This window comes from Streptomyces sp. NRRL F-5755, assembly GCF_001279365.1.
GTDB classification, from domain to species: Bacteria; Actinomycetota; Actinomycetes; order Streptomycetales; family Streptomycetaceae; genus Streptomyces; species Streptomyces rimosus.
Genome location: NZ_LGCW01000288.1, coordinates 1 through 15,793, shown reverse-complemented (window position 1 = coordinate 15,793; position 15,793 = coordinate 1). Strand labels below are relative to the sequence as shown.

Genomic DNA, 15,793 nt, shown 5'->3' with positions numbered 1-15,793 from the left:
CCCTTCCCTGGAACCGGTCGAGGACACCGAAAGTTCCGGGCGTCTCGATCGCACGCCGGTGTGTAATCGATTTCGTGTGGCCATACGTAATCGATTACACGGCGGTGGCGTCAAGATACGGCGGGAGTGGCCTGTGTCACACGGGGCGGCAGTGGCGGGCGGGCTCCGCCCCCGTACGGCCGAGGGCCGCATCCCCCACGCAGGGATGCGGCCCTCGGTACGGCATGGCGCGTCAGGCGACGGTCAGCTTGACGTCGATGTTGCCGCGGGTGGCGTTCGAGTACGGGCAGACCTGGTGGGCCTTCTCGACCAGGTCCTTGGCGGTGGCCGCGTCCACGTTCGGGATGGACGCGGCGATCTCGACGGTGAGGCCGAAGCCGCCGGACGGGGTCTTGCCGATGCCGACCTTGGCGGTCACCCGGGAGCCGGAGACATCCGCCTTCTCCTGACGGGCGACGACACTCAGCGCGCCCTGGAAGCAGGCGCTGTAGCCGGCCGCGAAGAGCTGCTCGGGGTTGGTGCCGGCGCCGCTGCCGCCCTGTTCCTTGGGCGGGTTGACGACGACGTCCAGCTTGCCGTCGTCGCTGGCGACGCGGCCGTCCCGGCCGTTCTCGGCGGTGGCGACGGCGGTGTAGACCACGTCTACGGGCTGGATGGACATAGAAGATCCTCCTGTGGTTCGCCGCGACTCGCGCCCACGATCGCGACGGCTTGGTGTGAGCCTAGTGGCCCGGCGGCGCCGGGCGGAGGTGTGGATCAGTCCGTGAGACCGGGTCAGTCCGTGGGACCGGATCCGTGAGACCGGGTCAGCCCGTGAGGTCGGTTCAGTCCGTGGGACCGGGGCGGCCCGGCCGGTCGGACCGGGACGGGACTGTCCCGCGAGACGGCGTCGATCCGCGAAACGGGGCCGATCCGGCAGTCCGGCCGGTCCGCGCGTACGGGCCGGCCCCTGGGGACCGCTCAGTCCGTCAGGTCGACGATCATCTTGCCGGTGTTGTCGCCGCGCAGCAGGCCGAGGAACGCCTCGACGCCGTTCTCGACGCCCTTGACCTTGGTCTCGCGGTACTTCAGCTCGCCCGAGCGCACCCAGGCCGAGACCTCCTGCACGAACTGCTCCTGGAGGTGGCTGTGGTCGGCGACGAGCATGCCCTGGATGCGCAGGCGCTTGCCGATGACCAGCGCGAGGTTGCGCGGCGCGGGGGTCGGCTCGGTGGCGTTGTACTGCGAGATCATGCCGCAGACGGCGACGCGGCCGTGGGTGTTGAGCGAGTCGATGGCGGCCTCCAGGTGGTCGCCGCCGACGTTGTCGAAGTAGACGTCGATGCCGTCCGGGGCGGCCTTGCGGAGCTGGTCCTTGACGGACTCGTCCGACTTGTAGTTGAAGGCGGCGTCGAAGCCGTACTCCTTCGTCAGCAGCTCGACCTTCTCGTCGGAACCGGCGCTGCCGATGACGCGCGCGGCGCCCTTGAGCTTGGCGATCTGGCCGACCTCGCTGCCCACCGCGCCGGCCGCGCCGGACACGAAGACGGTGTCGCCCTCCTTGAAGGAGGCGACCTCCAGCAGGCCCGCGTAGGCCGTCAGGCCCGGCATGCCGAGCACGCCCAGGTAGGCGGAGAGGGGGGCCAGTGAGCCGTCGACCTTGGCGGTCTTCTTGGCGTCCACGACGGCGTACTCGCGCCAGCCCTTGAAGTGCAGGACGTGGTCGCCGACCGCGAAGCCCTCGGCGTTCGACGCGATGACCTCGCCGACCGCGCCGCCCTCCATCGGCTGGTCGAGCTGGAAGGGCGGGGTGTAGGACTTCACGTCGTTCATGCGGCCGCGCATGTACGGGTCGACGGAGAAGTACAGGTTGCGGACGAGGAGCTGTCCCTCGCCGGGCTCGGTGACCGCGGCCTCGCGCAGCGCGAAGTCCTCCGGCTTCGGCCAGCCGTGCGGGCGGGCGACCAGGTGCCATTCGCGGCCGGACGTGGGCAGTGCGGACATGGGCTGCTCCTCCTAAAATGCTTCAGGTCCTGAAACAACCATGCTCCTAAATATTTCAGGTTGTCAAGCAATTCGGTATCCTGGTGCCATGACCCCCCGCGCAGACCCTTTGACCGTCGAGGTCGTCGAGCTGATCGGCACCGTCGTGGCCCGCTACTACGAGGAGTACGAGCACGCGGCGGCCGAGCACAGCCTCACCGGCGCCCAGGCACGGGTCCTGCGCCTGCTCGCCCATGAGCCGATGCCGATGCGACGGATAGCGGCGAGCCTGAAGTGCGAGCCGTCGAACGTGACCGGCATCGTGGACCGCCTGGAATCCCGGGGCCTGGTCGAGCGCCGCCCGGACCCGGCCGACCGCCGGGTCAAGCTGGCCGCCCCCACCGAAGCGGGCCGGGCGACGGCCCAACAGCTGCGCGACTCTCTGGACTTCGCGCGCGAGCCGCTCGGCGAGCTGTCCGTCGCGGAGCGCGCGCTGCTCAAGGAACTGCTCCAGCGGATGCTGGGCATCACGCCGGAGTAGGACCGGCGCTCAGGGCGGCGCCCGAGGGACGCGAACCGGCGGACCGAGCCCGGTGGACGCGGACCGGAGGGTTCCACCGGTTGGTTTCGGCCCGACGGCCGCGGCGTGGCGGATTCCGCCCGGTCAAAAGTTCCGGATCGAACTATCGTGGCGTCATGACTGTCCAGAATGCGACTTCCCCGGAAACCACCCGTCACACGGTCGACTTCTACTTCGACCCCCTTTGCCCGTTCGCCTGGATCACCTCCCGCTGGATCCTGGAGGTGGAGCGCCACCGCGACCTGGACCTGCGCTTCCGCGTGATGAGCCTGTCCGTCCTCAACGAGGGCCGCGAGGACCTGCCCGAGCAGTACAAGGAGCTGCTGGCCAAGGGCTGGGGCCCGGTTCGGGTCTGCATCGCCGCCGCCCAGGCGCACGGCGAGCCCGTACTGCGGGACCTTTACACCGCGCTCGGCACGCGCCTGCACAACGACGGCCGCGACGATTACGAGGCCGTCATCAAGGAGGCGCTCGCCGAGGCCGGGCTGCCCGAGGACCTGGCCGGTGCCGCGGACAGCACGGAGTACGACGACGCGCTGCGCAAGAGCCACCACGAGGGCATGGACCCGGTCGGCGAGGATGTCGGCACGCCCACCATCCACATCGACGGCGTCGCCTTCTTCGGTCCGGTGCTGACGGCGATCCCGCGCGGCGAGGAGGCGGCGCGGATCTTCGACGGCGCCCGTCTGCTCGCCGGTTACGACAAGTTCTTCGAGCTGAAGCGGACCCGGACCGGGGGCCTGGACTTCAGCTGACCGGGGGCCGGTTGTCAGTGGCGGGACCTACCGTGGCGGCATGAACGCCTCGACGTACGACCGCCACTGCACCGAAATCGTGGCGCAGACCGAGCTGTTGCGCTCTCTCGTCAAGAAGGCGCACCACCTCAGAACGCCGGTGCCCTCCTGCCCCGGCTGGAATCTCGGCCAGCTGCTGCGGCATCTGGGCGGTGCCCACCGCTGGGCCGAGGAGGTGGTGCGCACGGGCGCGGCCGAGCCCCCGCCCGACGCCCGCTTCCGCGACCTGTCGCCGTATGCGGACGAGGACCCGGCACTGCTCGACGGCTGGCTGGGCGAGGGCGCCGCCCTGCTGGCGGAGACGCTGCGGGCCGCCGGGCCCGGCGCGGAGGCGTGGGTCCCGCTCCCCCGGCTGGCCCCGGCCGCCGCCTTCTACGCCCGCCGGATGGCCAACGAGACGGTGATCCACCGCGCCGACGCGTTCCTGGCCGCCGGCGCGGAGTTCACCCTCGATGAGCGGGTCGCCGCCGACTGCTTCACCGAGTGGCTGGAGCTGGGTTCGCAGCCGGAGGTGTTCGCTCGCCGCCCGGAGATGCGCGAACTCCTGGGTCCGGGCCGGACGTTGCGCTTCCAAGCCACCGGCGTGGCGCCGGAGACGACCGCCGACTGGCTGGTCGATCTGACCGGCGAGGCGGTCGCCTGGCGCCACGCACCGCGGGAAGAGTCGGCCGTGACACTGCGCGGCCCGCTGACCGACCTGCTGCTGGTCGTCTACCGAAGACTGCCCGCCGACCACCCCGGTATCGGGATATCCGGCGACCGGCGACTGCTGGACTTCTGGTGGCAGCGGGTCAGCTTCGGGTGACCGGGGCGGCCGGAGCGTCCGACGCAACCGGAGCGTTCGACACGGCCGGAGCGTCCGGGGTCTCCGTGCAGCTCTGCCCCGTTTCGCGCTCCCCCGTCGCCGTCTGTATCCGTACGCCCTTGAGCAGCGCCACCGCCAGCAGCGCCCCCAGCACCATCACGCACGCCGCGCCGACCAGCACCGCGTGCAGCCCGTGGAGGAACGCCGTGCGGGCCGCCGACAGCAGCATCTCCCCTGCCCGGCCCGGCAGTTCCCCCGCGACTGCCGCCGCTCCGGCCAAGGTTTCCCGTACGGTGTCCGCCGCGCCCGCGGGCAGTCCGCCCGGCACGGCTCCGTCGATTTCGCCCCGGTAGACGGTGTTGCCGAGAGTGCCCAGCAGCGCCAGCCCCAGCGCGCCGCCCAGTTCCGAGCCGGATTCCAGGAGGGCGGAGGCCGAGCCCGCGCGCTGCGGCGGTGCGACGCCCAGGGCCAGTTCGGTGCCGAGCGACATCACCATCACCATGCCCGCCCCGTAGATGCTGGCCCCCAGCAGTACGGTCCACAGGGGCGTGTCCACCTCCGTCCAGGACACCCACAAGAATCCCCCGGCGGCGGCCAGGAACCCGCCGGCGATGACGAACGCCCGGTCCATGCGCTGCGCGAGTGCGGCGGCGGCCGGGGCCATGCCGCCCACCGCGATGGTCGGCACCATGTTCCACAGCGCCGCTTCCAGCGGGCTCGCGCCCCGTACGGTCTGGAGGTACTGGGTGACGAAGACCGCGCTGCCCACCAGCGCGAACATCGCCAGCAGATTCATCAGGACGGAGACCGAATAGCCGCGGTGCCGGAAGAGTTCCAGGTCCAGCATGGGGTGCCGGGCGGTGCGCTGCCGGTACACGAAAGCGGCGGCGGCCACCAGCCCGGCCGCCAGGGCCACCACGGGCAGTGCCGAGAACCCGTTCCGGGCCAGCTCCTTGACGCCGTAGACGATCGGCAGCATCGCGGCCAGCGAGAGCAGCGCGCCCGCCAGGTCGAAGCGGCCCGCCGCCGGGTTCTTGAACTCCGGCAGGAGCAGCGGTCCGGCCACGAGCAGCAGCACCATTGCCGGGGTGTTGATCAGGAACACCGATCCCCACCAGAAGTGCTCCAGCAGCAGGCCGCCGAGCACCGGCCCGACCGCGATGCCGCCCATCATGGCGCCGGACCAGATCGCGATGGCCCGGCCGCGCTGCTTGGCGTCGTGGAAGAGGTTGCGGACCAGGGCGAGGGTGGACGGCATGAGGGTGGCGCCGCCGATGCCGAGCACCGCGCGGGCGGCGATGAGCATGCCGGCGCTCTGCGCGTACGCGGCCAGGACCGAGGCGATGGCGAAGAGGACGGCACCGGAGAGCAGCAGCTTGCGGCGGCCTACGCGGTCGCCGAGCGCGCCCATGGTGATCAGGAGTCCGGCGAGCACGAAGCTGTAGACATCGAGGATCCACAGCTGCTCCACGCCGGTGGGCGCGAGTTCGGCGGAGAGGAACGGCACGGCGAAGTAGAGCACCGAGACGTCCATCGAGACGAGCAGGCAGGGCAGCAGGAGCACCACGAGCGCGGTCCACTCGCGCCGCCCGGCGCGGGACGGTGGTGTGTACGGAGTAAACGCCATGCCAGGGAAGGTAGGCAGTGCACGCTTACACCGCAAACCCCTTGGCGCAGTTGGACAGTAGAAATGCATCACACTAGTGCACTTGGGCGGTACACCTCCGCGTCAGGGCAGTACTGTTACCCACACAGACCCCTGGTGCACTAGTACGGAGGATGCCGCCGTGGACCGTCGGAACCCGTCTTCGCCCCCGCCCCCGTACCGTCGGATCGTCGCGGAGATCCGGCGGCGCATCGAGCGCGGGGAGCTGGCCGAGGGCGACCGTGTGCCCTCGACGCGGCAGATCACCCGGGAGTGGGGCGTGGCGATGGCGACCGCGACCAAGGTGCTGACGACGCTGCGACAGGAGGGGCTGGTACGGGCCGTGCCGGGCGTGGGGACGGTGGTGGCCGCAACCGGAGTGCGCGCGGACGACGCGCCCGCGCCCCGGACACGGGCCGTCGGCGGCCCCGGCGACAGCCCTCGGCTCGCCCCGGCCGCTCCTGGCCGGCCCTCCCCGCAGACCCCCGGCCTGAACCGCGCCCGCATCATCCGGGCCGGCATCCGGATCGCCGACGCCGAGGGGCTGCGCGCGCTGTCGATGCGCCGTATCGCCGCCGAGTTCGGCGTGTCCTCGATGGCGCTCTACCGCCATGTGGCGAACAAGGAAGAGCTGGTCATGCTGATGGCGGACGCCACCTTCGCGGAGATCGAACTGCCCGACCCGGCGCCCCGGCACTGGCGCGCGCGGATGGAGGCCGGGGCCCGGCTCCAGTGGAAGCTGTACCAGCGGCATCCCTGGGTGGCCCAGTACCTGTCGCTCACCCGCCCGCAGCCGATGCCGCACGCGATGGTCGTCATCGAGTGGACCATGGCCACGGTGACGCGGTTCGACCCGCTGACCAAGCTGCGGCTGGCTCTGACGCTGATCAACCACGTACGCGGCACGGCGGTCGCCCTGGAGGAGGACCTGGAGGCCGAGCAGCGGACCGGCATGGACGCGGAGCAGTGGATGGAGTCGCTGGGGCCGGAGTACGAGCGGATCCTCAGGTCCGGATCGTTCCCCATGTACGAGGGGATCAACGACATGGACGACGCGGGGACGCTGCGGCTCGACGCGATGTTCGAGTTCGGTATGGCCCGGCTGCTCGACGGCTACGAGGTGTTCATCGAGGGCAAGAAGGCCGCCCCGGCACACTGAGCTCCCCACGCAACCGCCGCGCCCGCAGAACCAGTTCCAATTCGAAGCGGCGGTCCGGATCATCCACCTCGTCGCCCCACAGCTCCCGAATCTGGCGCAGCCGGTAGCGCACGGTCTGCGGGTGGACACCAAGCCGGGCCGCCACCTCAGGCGCGCCCCCGCGCGTCTCCAGCCAGGCGAGCAAGGTTTCGGCCAGGCGGCGGCCGTGAGTCGGGCCGCAGTGCGCGAGGGGTTTCAGTCGCCGCCTGGTCAGGTCCTCGATCAGTTCTTCCGGCGGCAGCAGTACCAGCGCCTCGGTGTGTTCGGTGCAGTGCAGCAGCTGTCCGGCGGGCAGCAGGCCGCGTTCCATCAGGTCGACGGCGGCGCTCGCCCAGCGCAGGGACTTGGCCGCGTCGGCCAGGGGTACGGCCGGGCCGAGCGCGCCCGACCAGCCGGCCGTAGCGCGCTGGAGCAGTTCCCGGCGCCCGGCGGCGTCCGGTTCCGGTACGACCATGCGGGGCCGCTCGCACTCCATGTCCAGCAGGACGTCCGTACCGACGGCGGGGGCGACGGACTCGCGGGCCGGGCGCAGCAGTACGGCAACCGCGACCTGTCCGGGCAGCGACCAGCCGATGCGGGCGGCGCGGTCGGTGAGTGCGGGCGCCGTGTGCGCGCGGGCTCCGGCGGTGAACAGCTGCTCCATGAGGCGCCGTTGGTGCCGCAGCCGCTCGCCCGCCTGGCGGGCCGCCGCCTCGGCGAAGCCGCGTACGGATTCGGCCACCAGCCCGTCCAGGTACTCGAAGCCGGATTCGGCCAGTTCGTACATGGCGGGGGCCGGGATCGCCACCTGCTGGCCGATCTCGGCCAGGCGCCGCCAGGCCAGCCGTACGCCCAGCCGGTAGATCGCCTGGAGGGCGTCCAGGCTGCGCCCCTGGATGCCCGCGCCGCGGCCGAACTCCTGGAAGATCCGCGGGTGGACGTGCGGCAGGTCCAGGCCGGCGGACATGTGCTGGACGAAGTACTCCAGGGACTGCCGGATTCCGGTCAGGGCCCGCGGCTCGCCGTACTCGTCCAGGGCGAGCGGCAGCTGCGGGTATTCGCGGCGGATCTCGGCCAGGATGCGCTGGGCAAGATCCGGGACCTCGTCGAGGGCGCGGGCGGCGAACTCCCGTACCTGCGCCGGGGGTACGTCGCGCCACGCCGAGCGGACGGTCTCCACCACGCCTGCGCCCTCCTCTACGGCGTCCGGCCGAAGGTCACCAGGGGCACGTTCGGCTGCTCCGGCGTGGCGTCGAGGGCGGCGACGATGCCGAGGGCGGCGCCCACGGCGAGGGCGGCGGCGGCCAGCGAGGTCAGTACGGCGGCGAGCAGTCTGTGCATGGCGCGGCGGGCCCCTTCGTGGCGGGTACGTCGAGGGTGGCGCGGCGCACCGGTCCGGCCCGGTCCGCGGACGGCCGCGGTGCCTGCCGAGTGTGTGGGGGCATTGACGGCATGTCAAGCAGTCGCCTACGGTTCCCGCCCGTTCACCCGGACCACCGCCACGCCGCACGCGCACTGCCCCCGCCGCCCTCAGGAGTGCTCGTATGCGTAAGACCGCCTCGCCCTTTTCCCTGGTCCTGCTGGGACTCGGCGTCTTCCTGCTGGTGCTCGCGCCGATGCTCGCCTGGTACGTGGCGCCGCGCGCCCAGCGCACCCCGGTGGACGTCGATGTGACCACCGTCTTCACCGGTACCGGCAGCTACTTCGACACCGAGTCCCTGCGCACCAGGAACAAGCAGAAGATCACCATCACCCGGCATGTGCTGGGCGACGTGGCGGAGAGCGAGCGCAGCGGGCGGGCCGTGTGGGACGTGTCCACGACCGTGGACACGCCGGTGACGCTGGAGCTGCGGGACCCGCGCAAGGCGTTCCAGTGGACGGTGGAGCGCTGGGTGACCGACCGGCGCACCAACGCCCCGGTGCACTGCTGCCAGGAGGCGCCGACCCGCTTCGAGGGGGAGGCGTACCTGAAGTTCCCCTTCGACGTGCAGCGCCGGACCTACCGCTGGTGGGACAACACGCTGGGCGCCGCGGTCCCGCTCCGCTTCGCGGGCACCCAGCGGGTGCGGGGGTACGAGGGCTATCGCTTCACCGGGACCGTCGAGCCGACCAGGACGGGCAGCCGGCAGGTGCCGGGGCGGCTGGTGGGGCGGCCGGCGCAGGGCCAGGTCCAGGCCGAGGAGTGGTACGCGAACCGACGTATCGAGCTGGTCGTCGACCGGCGTACCGGCCGGATCATCAACGCGTCCATCTCCCCGCACAAGACCCTGCGGGCCCCCGGCGCGCAGACCGACGCGGTGACCCTGCTGCGCGGCGACGGCCTGGAGTTCACCCCGGCGACGCAGCGCAGGCAGGTGGCGCTGGCGGACGCGGACAGCACCAAGCTGGAGCGCGTCGGCGAGACGGCGCCGGTCGTGGCGGCGGTGGCGGGCGGCGGATTGACGCTCTTCGGTGTGGTGCTGGTGGTGCGGGGGAGGCGGCGGTTCAGCTGATCCTGCGCGAAGTGATGAGGCGTCAGGTCAAAGAGGCGCGGAAATTGTCATCCCGGTGAGTAGCCGCATCGAACAGGGCGGCGAAAACTATCCAGCTCACCCACCGAAGGCCCCACGACACGACGCTGTTCCCCGGCCGGCAGGCCCGCACGGCTCAGTACGCAGTACGTCCCCCCACACCACTGGTACCGCACCCTGAGACGAGTTGGAGCGCACATGCCCCAGCACGTACGACCGTCCTCGTCCGCCGCACCGCTCGCACGTCCCGCACCACCCGCACCAGCACGTCCCGCACCGTCCGCACCACCGGCATCCCCCGCTGCCGAGGCACCATCCGTCCGGTCCGCACACCACACCCCCGCGCTCCCCCACCGCATCGTCTTCCTCGCCCGCCGCGATCTCGGCAACCCCGCCGCCGGCGGCTCGGAACTGCTCGTGGACCGCATCGCCGAGGGCCTGACCGCGCACGGCCACGAGGTCACCCTGCTGTGCGGCGGCCCGGCGGCCGAGCACGGCTACCGCGTGGTCTCGGCAGGCGGCGACGCCGGGCACTACCTGCGCGTCCGCCGCCGGCTCGCCCGCCGCGTCGGCCCCTGCGACCTGCTGGTCGAGGTCTGCAACGGCATGCCGTACCTGGCCCCCCTCTGGCACCGCGGCCCGACGCTGTGCCTGGTCAACCACGTCCACACGGACCTGTGGGGCCTGCGCTACCCGGCGCCCGCCGCCCGGCTCGGCCGCCGCCTGGAGCACTGGGCGCTGGCCGGCGCCCACCGCGGCAACCTCATGGTCGCGGTGTCCGGCTCGACCGCCGCCGCGCTGCGCGGGCTCGGCGTCGCGCGGGACCGCATCCGGCTGGTGCACAACGGCGTGGCCGAGCCGGGGCCGCTGCTCCCGGAGTCGCCCGAGCCGCTGTTCCTGGCCATGGGGCGACTGGTCGAGTACAAGCGCGTCGATCTGCTGCTGCGCTTGTGGGAGCGGGTGCGGCCGGTCACCGGCGGCCGGCTGGTGATCGTCGGGGACGGTCCGGAGCGCACCCGGCTGGCGGCCATGGCCGGGCCCGACGTGCACTTCACCGGCCGGATCAGCGAGCAGGACAAGCACGAACTGCTGTGCCGTGCCTGGCTGTTGCTGCACCCGTCACTGGTCGAGGGCTGGGGCCTGGTGGTCATGGAGGCCGCCGCCCGGCACACCCCGACGGTCGGCTTCGACATCCCCGGCCTGCGCGACTCGGTGGACGACGGCACGACCGGGCTGCTGGCCCGCGGTGAGAGTTCCTTCGCCGCGCACTGGTGCACGCTGGCGCTCAGCGGCGCGCGCCGGCACGCCCTGGGCGCCGCCGCCGCGCGCCGGGCCGCCCGGTTCCGGTGGAGCGCCACGGTGCGCAGCTTTCGCGCGGTGGCGGCCGAGTCGTACGACCGGGCCCACCTCGACCTCCCCGCCGGGCGGTGATGCTGAGGTGCGGGACCCCTCCCTGCGCAGATCACTCACCCTTTTCCGCGCCTTCCTGCGCGAACAGCACGACCCCGAGCGCTGTTACGGCCTGCTCGCGCAGGACGCCGCCGACCAGATCGAACAGTACGAGCCGCTGAAGGGCCGCGTCGTCGCGGACATCGGCGGCGGCAGCGGGCACTTCACCGAGGAGTTCCGGCGCCGCGGCGCGCAGTGCTACCTCTTCGAGCCCGACCGGCGCGAGCTGACCGCCCGCGGGCGCACCCCGCCGGGCGCGGTGCTCGCCGACGGCTACCTCCTCCCGCTGGCCGACGGCACCGTCGACGTGTGCTTCTCGTCCAACGTCCTGGAGCACGTGGCGGACCCGCGCACCTTCCTGAGCGAACTGGTGCGGGTCACCAGACCCGGTGGCCTGATCTACCTCTCGTTCACCAACTGGCTCTCCCCGTGGGGTGGACACGAGACGGCTCCCTGGCATTACCTGGGCGCCGGGCGGGCCCGCACGCTCTACCGGTGGCGCACCGGCCGGACCGCCAAGCACACCCTGGGCGAGAACCTCTTCGCCCTGCACGTCGGCCCGACCCTTCGGCACATCCGCTCCCGCGACGACGTACGGATCGTGACGGCCCGCTCCCGGTACGCGCCGTTCCTCGCCGAAACGATCCCGCGCCTGCCGGTCGTCCGGGAAGTGGCCACCTGGAACCTCCTTCTCATCCTGCGGCGGTTGCCATGACCCAGACGCTCGTGTCCAGCTCACCGGGTTCGCCGGACGCCGGGGGCACCCCGGCGACCGCGCCGGGCGCGCCGCCGCCCGGACCGCCCCGGTCCCGGCGCTGGCTGCTGGCGTTCTGGGCCCTGGCCTTCGTGCTCTTCCTGGTGCCGTCCTCCGGGAAGATGACCTTCGAGACCAAGCTGGGCGTGACCACCGACCCCTGGAAGTTCCTGAGCGATCTGGGACAGCTGTGGCACGACCGGGCGGGCTTCGGCGGCATCACGGACCAGTACGTCGGCTACGCCTTCCCGTCCCTCCCGTACTACGCCCTCGCCGATCTGGTGCACCTGCCGGTGTGGATCGCCGAGCGGCTGTGGATGTCGCTGATCGTCACCACCGCCTTCTGGGGTGCGCTGCGGCTGGCCGAGCGGCTGCGCGTCGGCTCCCCGCCGACCCGGCTGCTCGCCGCCGCCGCGTACGCGCTGTGGCCGGTCTTCACCATGCTCATCGGCTCCACGTCCGCCGCGGCCCTGCCCGGCGCGCTGCTGCCGTGGGTCCTGCTGCCGCTCACCGACCACCGCGCCCCGGCCCGCCTGGCCGCCACCCGCTCCGCGCTGCTCATCCCGTTCATGGGCGGCGTCAACGCGGCCTCGACACTGGCCTCGCTGCTGCCCGTCCTGCTGTACGTGCTCTCGCGCACCGGGCCCCGGCGCAGATCACTGCTGGTGTGGTGGATTCCCGGCGTCGTCCTGGCGACCGCGTGGTGGGCGGTGCCGCTGCTGCTGCTCGGGGTGTACGGCGAGAACTTCATGCCGTACATCGAGCAGGCGACCACCACCACCGGCACCATGTCGGCGACCGAGCTGCTGCGCGGCGCCGGCAACTGGGTCGGCTACCTGAACTTCGGCGAACCGTGGCTGCCCGCCGGCTGGACCCTGGTGGCCGGGGCCGGCGCGGTCCTCGGGACGGCACTGGCCGCAGCGCTGGGCCTGGCCGGGCTGGCCCGCCGGGACGTGCCGGAGCGGCGCTGGCTGCTGCTGACCGTGCTGGTCGTGGCCGGTATCTGCCTGACCGGGTACGCCGGTTCGCTGGGCGGCCCGTTCCACGGGCTGTGGCAGGACTGGCTGGACGGCTGGCTGCGGCCGTTCCGCAACATCTACAAGTTCCAGCCCGGCCTGGCCCTGGCACTCGCCTTCGGCCTCGCCCACATCCTCGGCGTGGCCGCCGAACGGCGCGGCACCCGGCGCGTACCGGGGCGGCAATACGTGCCCCTACTGGTCGCGTTGCTGACGCTCCCTGCCCTCGCCCTCCCGTACCTCAACGGCACCGTCCTCCAGCCGGGCGCCTTCAAGAAGCTGCCGTCCGCCTGGGAGCGCACCGCCGACTGGCTCAAGGCGAACACCCCCGACAACCGCGCCCTCATCGTCCCCGCCACCGCGCACGGCATCTACACGTGGGGCTCCCCCATCGACCACCCCCTGGACGTGCTGGCGGAATCCCGCTGGGCGCAGCGGGACTTCGTGCCGTTCGGCACGCCGGGCGTGCGGCGCGCGCTGGACGCCGTAGAGCAGGCCCTGATGTCCGGCTCGCAGGTGCCGGGGCTGCGCGACTTCCTGGGCCGGGCGGGGCTGCACGACGTGGTCGTACGCAACGATCTCGACCCCGACCAGATCGGGTACGTGCCGACGCAGACCGTCAAACGCACCCTGGAGGCGTCCGGATACCGGAAGGTGGCCGCCTTCGGGCCGCTGACCACCGACGGGAAGATCGCCCCCGGGACGCCGGTGCAGATCCAGGGCCTCTACCCGCGCCAGCGCGCCGTGGAGATCTACGAACCGGTGGACACCCCGCGGCCCGGCCCGGTCACCGCCCTGCCGGTCGCCGACACGGCGCAGGTCAGCGGGGGGCCGGAGGCGCTGCTCCCGCTGTCCGCCGACCCCGCGCTGCGGCACCGCCCGGCCGTGCTGACCGGCGACAACCACCCGGGCGTCGGCACCCCGCCGCTCCAGCTGACCGGCGACGGGCTGCGCCGTGCCGACACCCGGTTCGGGCTGGTCAACTCCAACACGTCCTACACGTACACGCCCGGCGAGCGAAATCACCCGGACAGCCTGCAAGATCCCGGGCGCGCGCCCCGGCAGATCCTGCCGACCGAGGGCATCGCGCACCAGACCACCGGGGTGCTGCGCGGCGCCGCCTCCGTCACCGCGTCCAGCAGCGGCAACTGGCTCTTCCACCTGCCGCAGTACGACCCGGCGCACGCCTTCGACGGCGATCCGAAGACGGGCTGGGCGGAGGGCAGCGCGGGCGATCCGGTGGGCCAGTGGCTGCGCATCGGCTTCACCCGGCCCACGTACATACCGTCCACCATCTCGCTGACGCCGCTGCCCGGCGACGGAATGCGCGCGGCGCCGACCTCCGTACTCGTCCAGACCGACCGGGGCAGTGTGGCCACCCCGCTGCTGACCAACGGCCAGAAGCAGCGGATCTGGGCACCGGCCGGCACCGCGAAGTGGCTGAAGATCACCATCACCGCGTCGCAGACGCCGCGCGCCGGGCTGTCCGGCGCGGGCTTCTCCGAGGTGTCCATCCCGGGCGTGCAGGTCACCCGGCTGCTGCAACTCCCGGCGGACGCCGAGAAGTCGACGTCCCCGGCCGCTACGTACTCGCTGCATCGCGGCAGCGACCCCGGCGGCCTGTCGCCGGTCTCCGCCGAGGTGGGGCTGCACCGGCAGTTCCGTACCGGTACGGGCGGGTCGTACCAGGTCTCCGGCCGGGCGGTGGCCGTACCGGGATCCGAACTCGACCAGTTGCTGGACCGGGTGGCGCCCGGGAAGAAGAACCGGATCACGGCGACCGCCGACTCCACCGCCTTCGGCTCCGGGCCTCAGCTCAGCCCCCGCAACCTGGTCGACGGCGACCTGACCACCGCATGGATCGCGGGCGACAAAGCGACACTGCACCTGCGCTGGTCCGGCAAGCGCAGCATCGACCGGATCGTGCTGGCCGCGGCGGGCGGCGTGTCCACGCGCCCCGAAGAGGTCCTCATCAACTCGCCCGACGGCGCGGCGACCACCGGGGTGGACGAGAACGGCTGGGCCCGCTTCGACCCCATCACCACCGACCGCCTCGACATCACCATCAGCAAGGTCAAGGACCTCACCGTCCACAACCCGGTGGTGGGCGAGGCCCTGCAACTGCCCGTCGGCCTGAGCGAGGTCTATGTCCCCGCCCTGGACGACCTGCGGTCGCCGCCGCCTTCCGCGGGCGACCGGTTCTCGCTCGCCTGCGGCCAGGGGCCGTCGCTCGCCGTGGACGGCACACTGCATGCCACCAAGGCGTCCGGTTCCGTACGCGATCTGATCGAACGCCGACCGGTCAAGGTCGAACTGTGCGCGGGCGAGGCGCGCGACGGGCGGCTGGACCTGCCGTCCGGACAGCACCGGGTGGAAGCCGGCGACCAGGGACCGCTGGCGCTGACGGACGTCACCCTCAGCCGGGGCAGCGCCCCCGCGCCCGCCACCGAGCGGCGGAGCGTCACCGCGCGGGACTGGGCGGGCGACCGCCGCACGGTCCAGGTGGGCGCGGGCGGGGCCGCCTACCTCCAGACGTACGAGAACGCCAACGCGGGGTGGCGCGCGACGCTCAACGGGCGCGAACTGTCGCCCGTGCGCCTCGACGGATGGCAGCAGGGGTTCCTGATCCCGGCGGGCGAGAGCGGCATGGTGCGGCTGACGTACGCGCCGTCCACCACGTACGACCTGGGGCTGTTCGGCGGCGCGCTCGGCATCGCGCTGCTCATCGGCTCCGCCCTGGTACGCCGGACACGGCGCACCCCACCGGAGCCGCAGGCGCCGCCCGCGCCGTCCTGGGTGCTGGGAGTCGTCGCCCTCACCGCGGTCGTGGCTCTCGCCGCCGGCCCGTACGCGGTGATCGTGCCGCTGCTGGCCCTGCTGGCCCGGTTCCGCCACGGGCTGCTCGTACCGCTGGCTCTGCTGGCCATGCTGGGGGCCGGGATCACGGCGGCCCTCGACGCGGGCGAGTCCCCCGCCGACGGCGAAGGCCCGTTCAGCGCCGCTGCTCAGGGGCTGGCCCTGCTGGGGCTGGCGGCGGCGGTGGTGACAGTTCCGGCCGGGAAGGGGCGGCGTGGGGCGCATGCGGGGGCGGGGGCGGGGCC

The 15,793-nt window shown here is 72.5% G+C and carries 13 protein-coding genes; 8 read left to right on the top strand and 5 right to left on the bottom strand.

Features of this window, described 5'->3' with window-relative positions:
• Nucleotides 1–232 precede the first annotated feature (232 nt).
• Nucleotides 233–661 carry an organic hydroperoxide resistance protein gene (locus ADK86_RS29795; RefSeq protein WP_030597537.1) on the bottom strand — a complete coding sequence of 143 codons (429 nt, stop codon included), beginning with the start codon at nucleotides 659–661 and terminating at the stop codon, nucleotides 233–235.
• Nucleotides 662–960: 299 nt separating this feature from the next.
• Complete coding sequence (locus ADK86_RS29790) at nucleotides 961–1,983, bottom strand: NADP-dependent oxidoreductase (protein WP_053699407.1); 1,023 nt, start codon at nucleotides 1,981–1,983, stop codon at nucleotides 961–963.
• An 88-nt stretch (nucleotides 1,984–2,071) separates the two neighbouring features.
• Between ADK86_RS29790 and ADK86_RS29785 the strand changes: the two genes are divergently transcribed.
• The 3 genes from ADK86_RS29785 to ADK86_RS29775 all read left to right on the top strand — a co-directional run bounded on the left by ADK86_RS29785 (nucleotide 2,072) and on the right by ADK86_RS29775 (nucleotide 4,141).
• On the top strand, nucleotides 2,072–2,503 hold the full coding sequence (locus ADK86_RS29785; RefSeq protein ID WP_053699406.1) for a MarR family winged helix-turn-helix transcriptional regulator: 432 nt from the start codon (nucleotides 2,072–2,074) through the stop codon (nucleotides 2,501–2,503).
• A 155-nt stretch (nucleotides 2,504–2,658) separates the two neighbouring features.
• Nucleotides 2,659–3,297, top strand: coding sequence for a DsbA family protein (locus tag ADK86_RS29780; RefSeq protein ID WP_053699405.1), 639 nt, complete (start codon nucleotides 2,659–2,661; stop codon nucleotides 3,295–3,297).
• Between the two features lie 40 nt (nucleotides 3,298–3,337).
• The gene (locus ADK86_RS29775; RefSeq protein ID WP_053699404.1) at nucleotides 3,338–4,141 is read left to right on the top strand and encodes a maleylpyruvate isomerase family mycothiol-dependent enzyme; all 804 of its coding nucleotides are present in this window, start codon (nucleotides 3,338–3,340) and stop codon (nucleotides 4,139–4,141) included.
• On the opposite strand, the gene ADK86_RS29770 is transcribed toward ADK86_RS29775, so the two are convergent.
• Entirely contained in the window at nucleotides 4,128–5,768 is a 1,641-nt protein-coding gene (locus ADK86_RS29770; protein ID WP_053699403.1) for an MFS transporter, read from the bottom strand. The two genes, ADK86_RS29775 and ADK86_RS29770, sit on opposite strands and share 14 nt — an antisense overlap.
• Before the next feature lie 160 nt (nucleotides 5,769–5,928).
• Between ADK86_RS29770 and ADK86_RS29765 the strand changes: the two genes are divergently transcribed.
• The gene (locus ADK86_RS29765; RefSeq protein ID WP_053699402.1) at nucleotides 5,929–6,945 is read left to right on the top strand and encodes a GntR family transcriptional regulator; all 1,017 of its coding nucleotides are present in this window, start codon (nucleotides 5,929–5,931) and stop codon (nucleotides 6,943–6,945) included.
• Here the strand turns inward: ADK86_RS29765 and ADK86_RS29760 are convergent.
• Together ADK86_RS29760 and ADK86_RS43935 are read right to left on the bottom strand one after the other, a co-directional pair.
• Complete coding sequence (locus ADK86_RS29760) at nucleotides 6,911–8,146, bottom strand: helix-turn-helix domain-containing protein (RefSeq protein ID WP_053699401.1); 1,236 nt, start codon at nucleotides 8,144–8,146, stop codon at nucleotides 6,911–6,913. The genes ADK86_RS29765 and ADK86_RS29760 overlap by 35 nt on opposite strands.
• A gap of 14 nt (nucleotides 8,147–8,160) precedes the next feature.
• Nucleotides 8,161–8,304: a hypothetical protein gene (locus tag ADK86_RS43935; RefSeq protein WP_165417060.1), complete on the bottom strand. Its 144-nt coding sequence runs from the start codon at nucleotides 8,302–8,304 to the stop codon at nucleotides 8,161–8,163.
• Between the two features lie 203 nt (nucleotides 8,305–8,507).
• Between ADK86_RS43935 and ADK86_RS29755 the strand changes: the two genes are divergently transcribed.
• The 4 genes from ADK86_RS29755 to ADK86_RS29740 all read left to right on the top strand — a co-directional run.
• The gene (locus tag ADK86_RS29755) at nucleotides 8,508–9,455 is read left to right on the top strand and encodes a DUF3068 domain-containing protein (protein ID WP_053699400.1); all 948 of its coding nucleotides are present in this window, start codon (nucleotides 8,508–8,510) and stop codon (nucleotides 9,453–9,455) included.
• A gap of 216 nt (nucleotides 9,456–9,671) precedes the next feature.
• On the top strand, nucleotides 9,672–10,904 hold the full coding sequence (locus tag ADK86_RS29750; protein WP_053699399.1) for a glycosyltransferase family 4 protein: 1,233 nt from the start codon (nucleotides 9,672–9,674) through the stop codon (nucleotides 10,902–10,904).
• Nucleotides 10,905–10,911: 7 nt separating this feature from the next.
• A complete protein-coding gene (locus ADK86_RS29745; RefSeq protein WP_053699398.1) occupies nucleotides 10,912–11,637 on the top strand; it encodes a class I SAM-dependent methyltransferase in 726 nt (241 codons plus the stop codon).
• Nucleotides 11,634–15,793, top strand: a 4,160-nt coding sequence (locus ADK86_RS29740; protein WP_053699397.1) for an alpha-(1->3)-arabinofuranosyltransferase domain-containing protein, incomplete at its 3' end; no start/stop codon positions are given. The genes ADK86_RS29745 and ADK86_RS29740, both read left to right, overlap by 4 nt.

Coding starts and splice junctions, on each gene's coding strand:
- ADK86_RS29770 (WP_053699403.1), bottom strand. CDS start 5,768: ATGGCGTTTACTCCGTACACACCACCGTCCCGCGCCGGGCGGCGCGAG.
- ADK86_RS29775 (WP_053699404.1), top strand. CDS start 3,338: ATGAACGCCTCGACGTACGACCGCCACTGCACCGAAATCGTGGCGCAG.
- ADK86_RS43935 (WP_165417060.1), bottom strand. CDS start 8,304: ATGCACAGACTGCTCGCCGCCGTACTGACCTCGCTGGCCGCCGCCGCC.
- ADK86_RS29790 (WP_053699407.1), bottom strand. CDS start 1,983: ATGTCCGCACTGCCCACGTCCGGCCGCGAATGGCACCTGGTCGCCCGC.
- ADK86_RS29780 (WP_053699405.1), top strand. CDS start 2,659: ATGACTGTCCAGAATGCGACTTCCCCGGAAACCACCCGTCACACGGTC.
- ADK86_RS29755 (WP_053699400.1), top strand. CDS start 8,508: ATGCGTAAGACCGCCTCGCCCTTTTCCCTGGTCCTGCTGGGACTCGGC.
- ADK86_RS29785 (WP_053699406.1), top strand. CDS start 2,072: ATGACCCCCCGCGCAGACCCTTTGACCGTCGAGGTCGTCGAGCTGATC.
- ADK86_RS29750 (WP_053699399.1), top strand. CDS start 9,672: ATGCCCCAGCACGTACGACCGTCCTCGTCCGCCGCACCGCTCGCACGT.
- ADK86_RS29795 (WP_030597537.1), bottom strand. CDS start 661: ATGTCCATCCAGCCCGTAGACGTGGTCTACACCGCCGTCGCCACCGCC.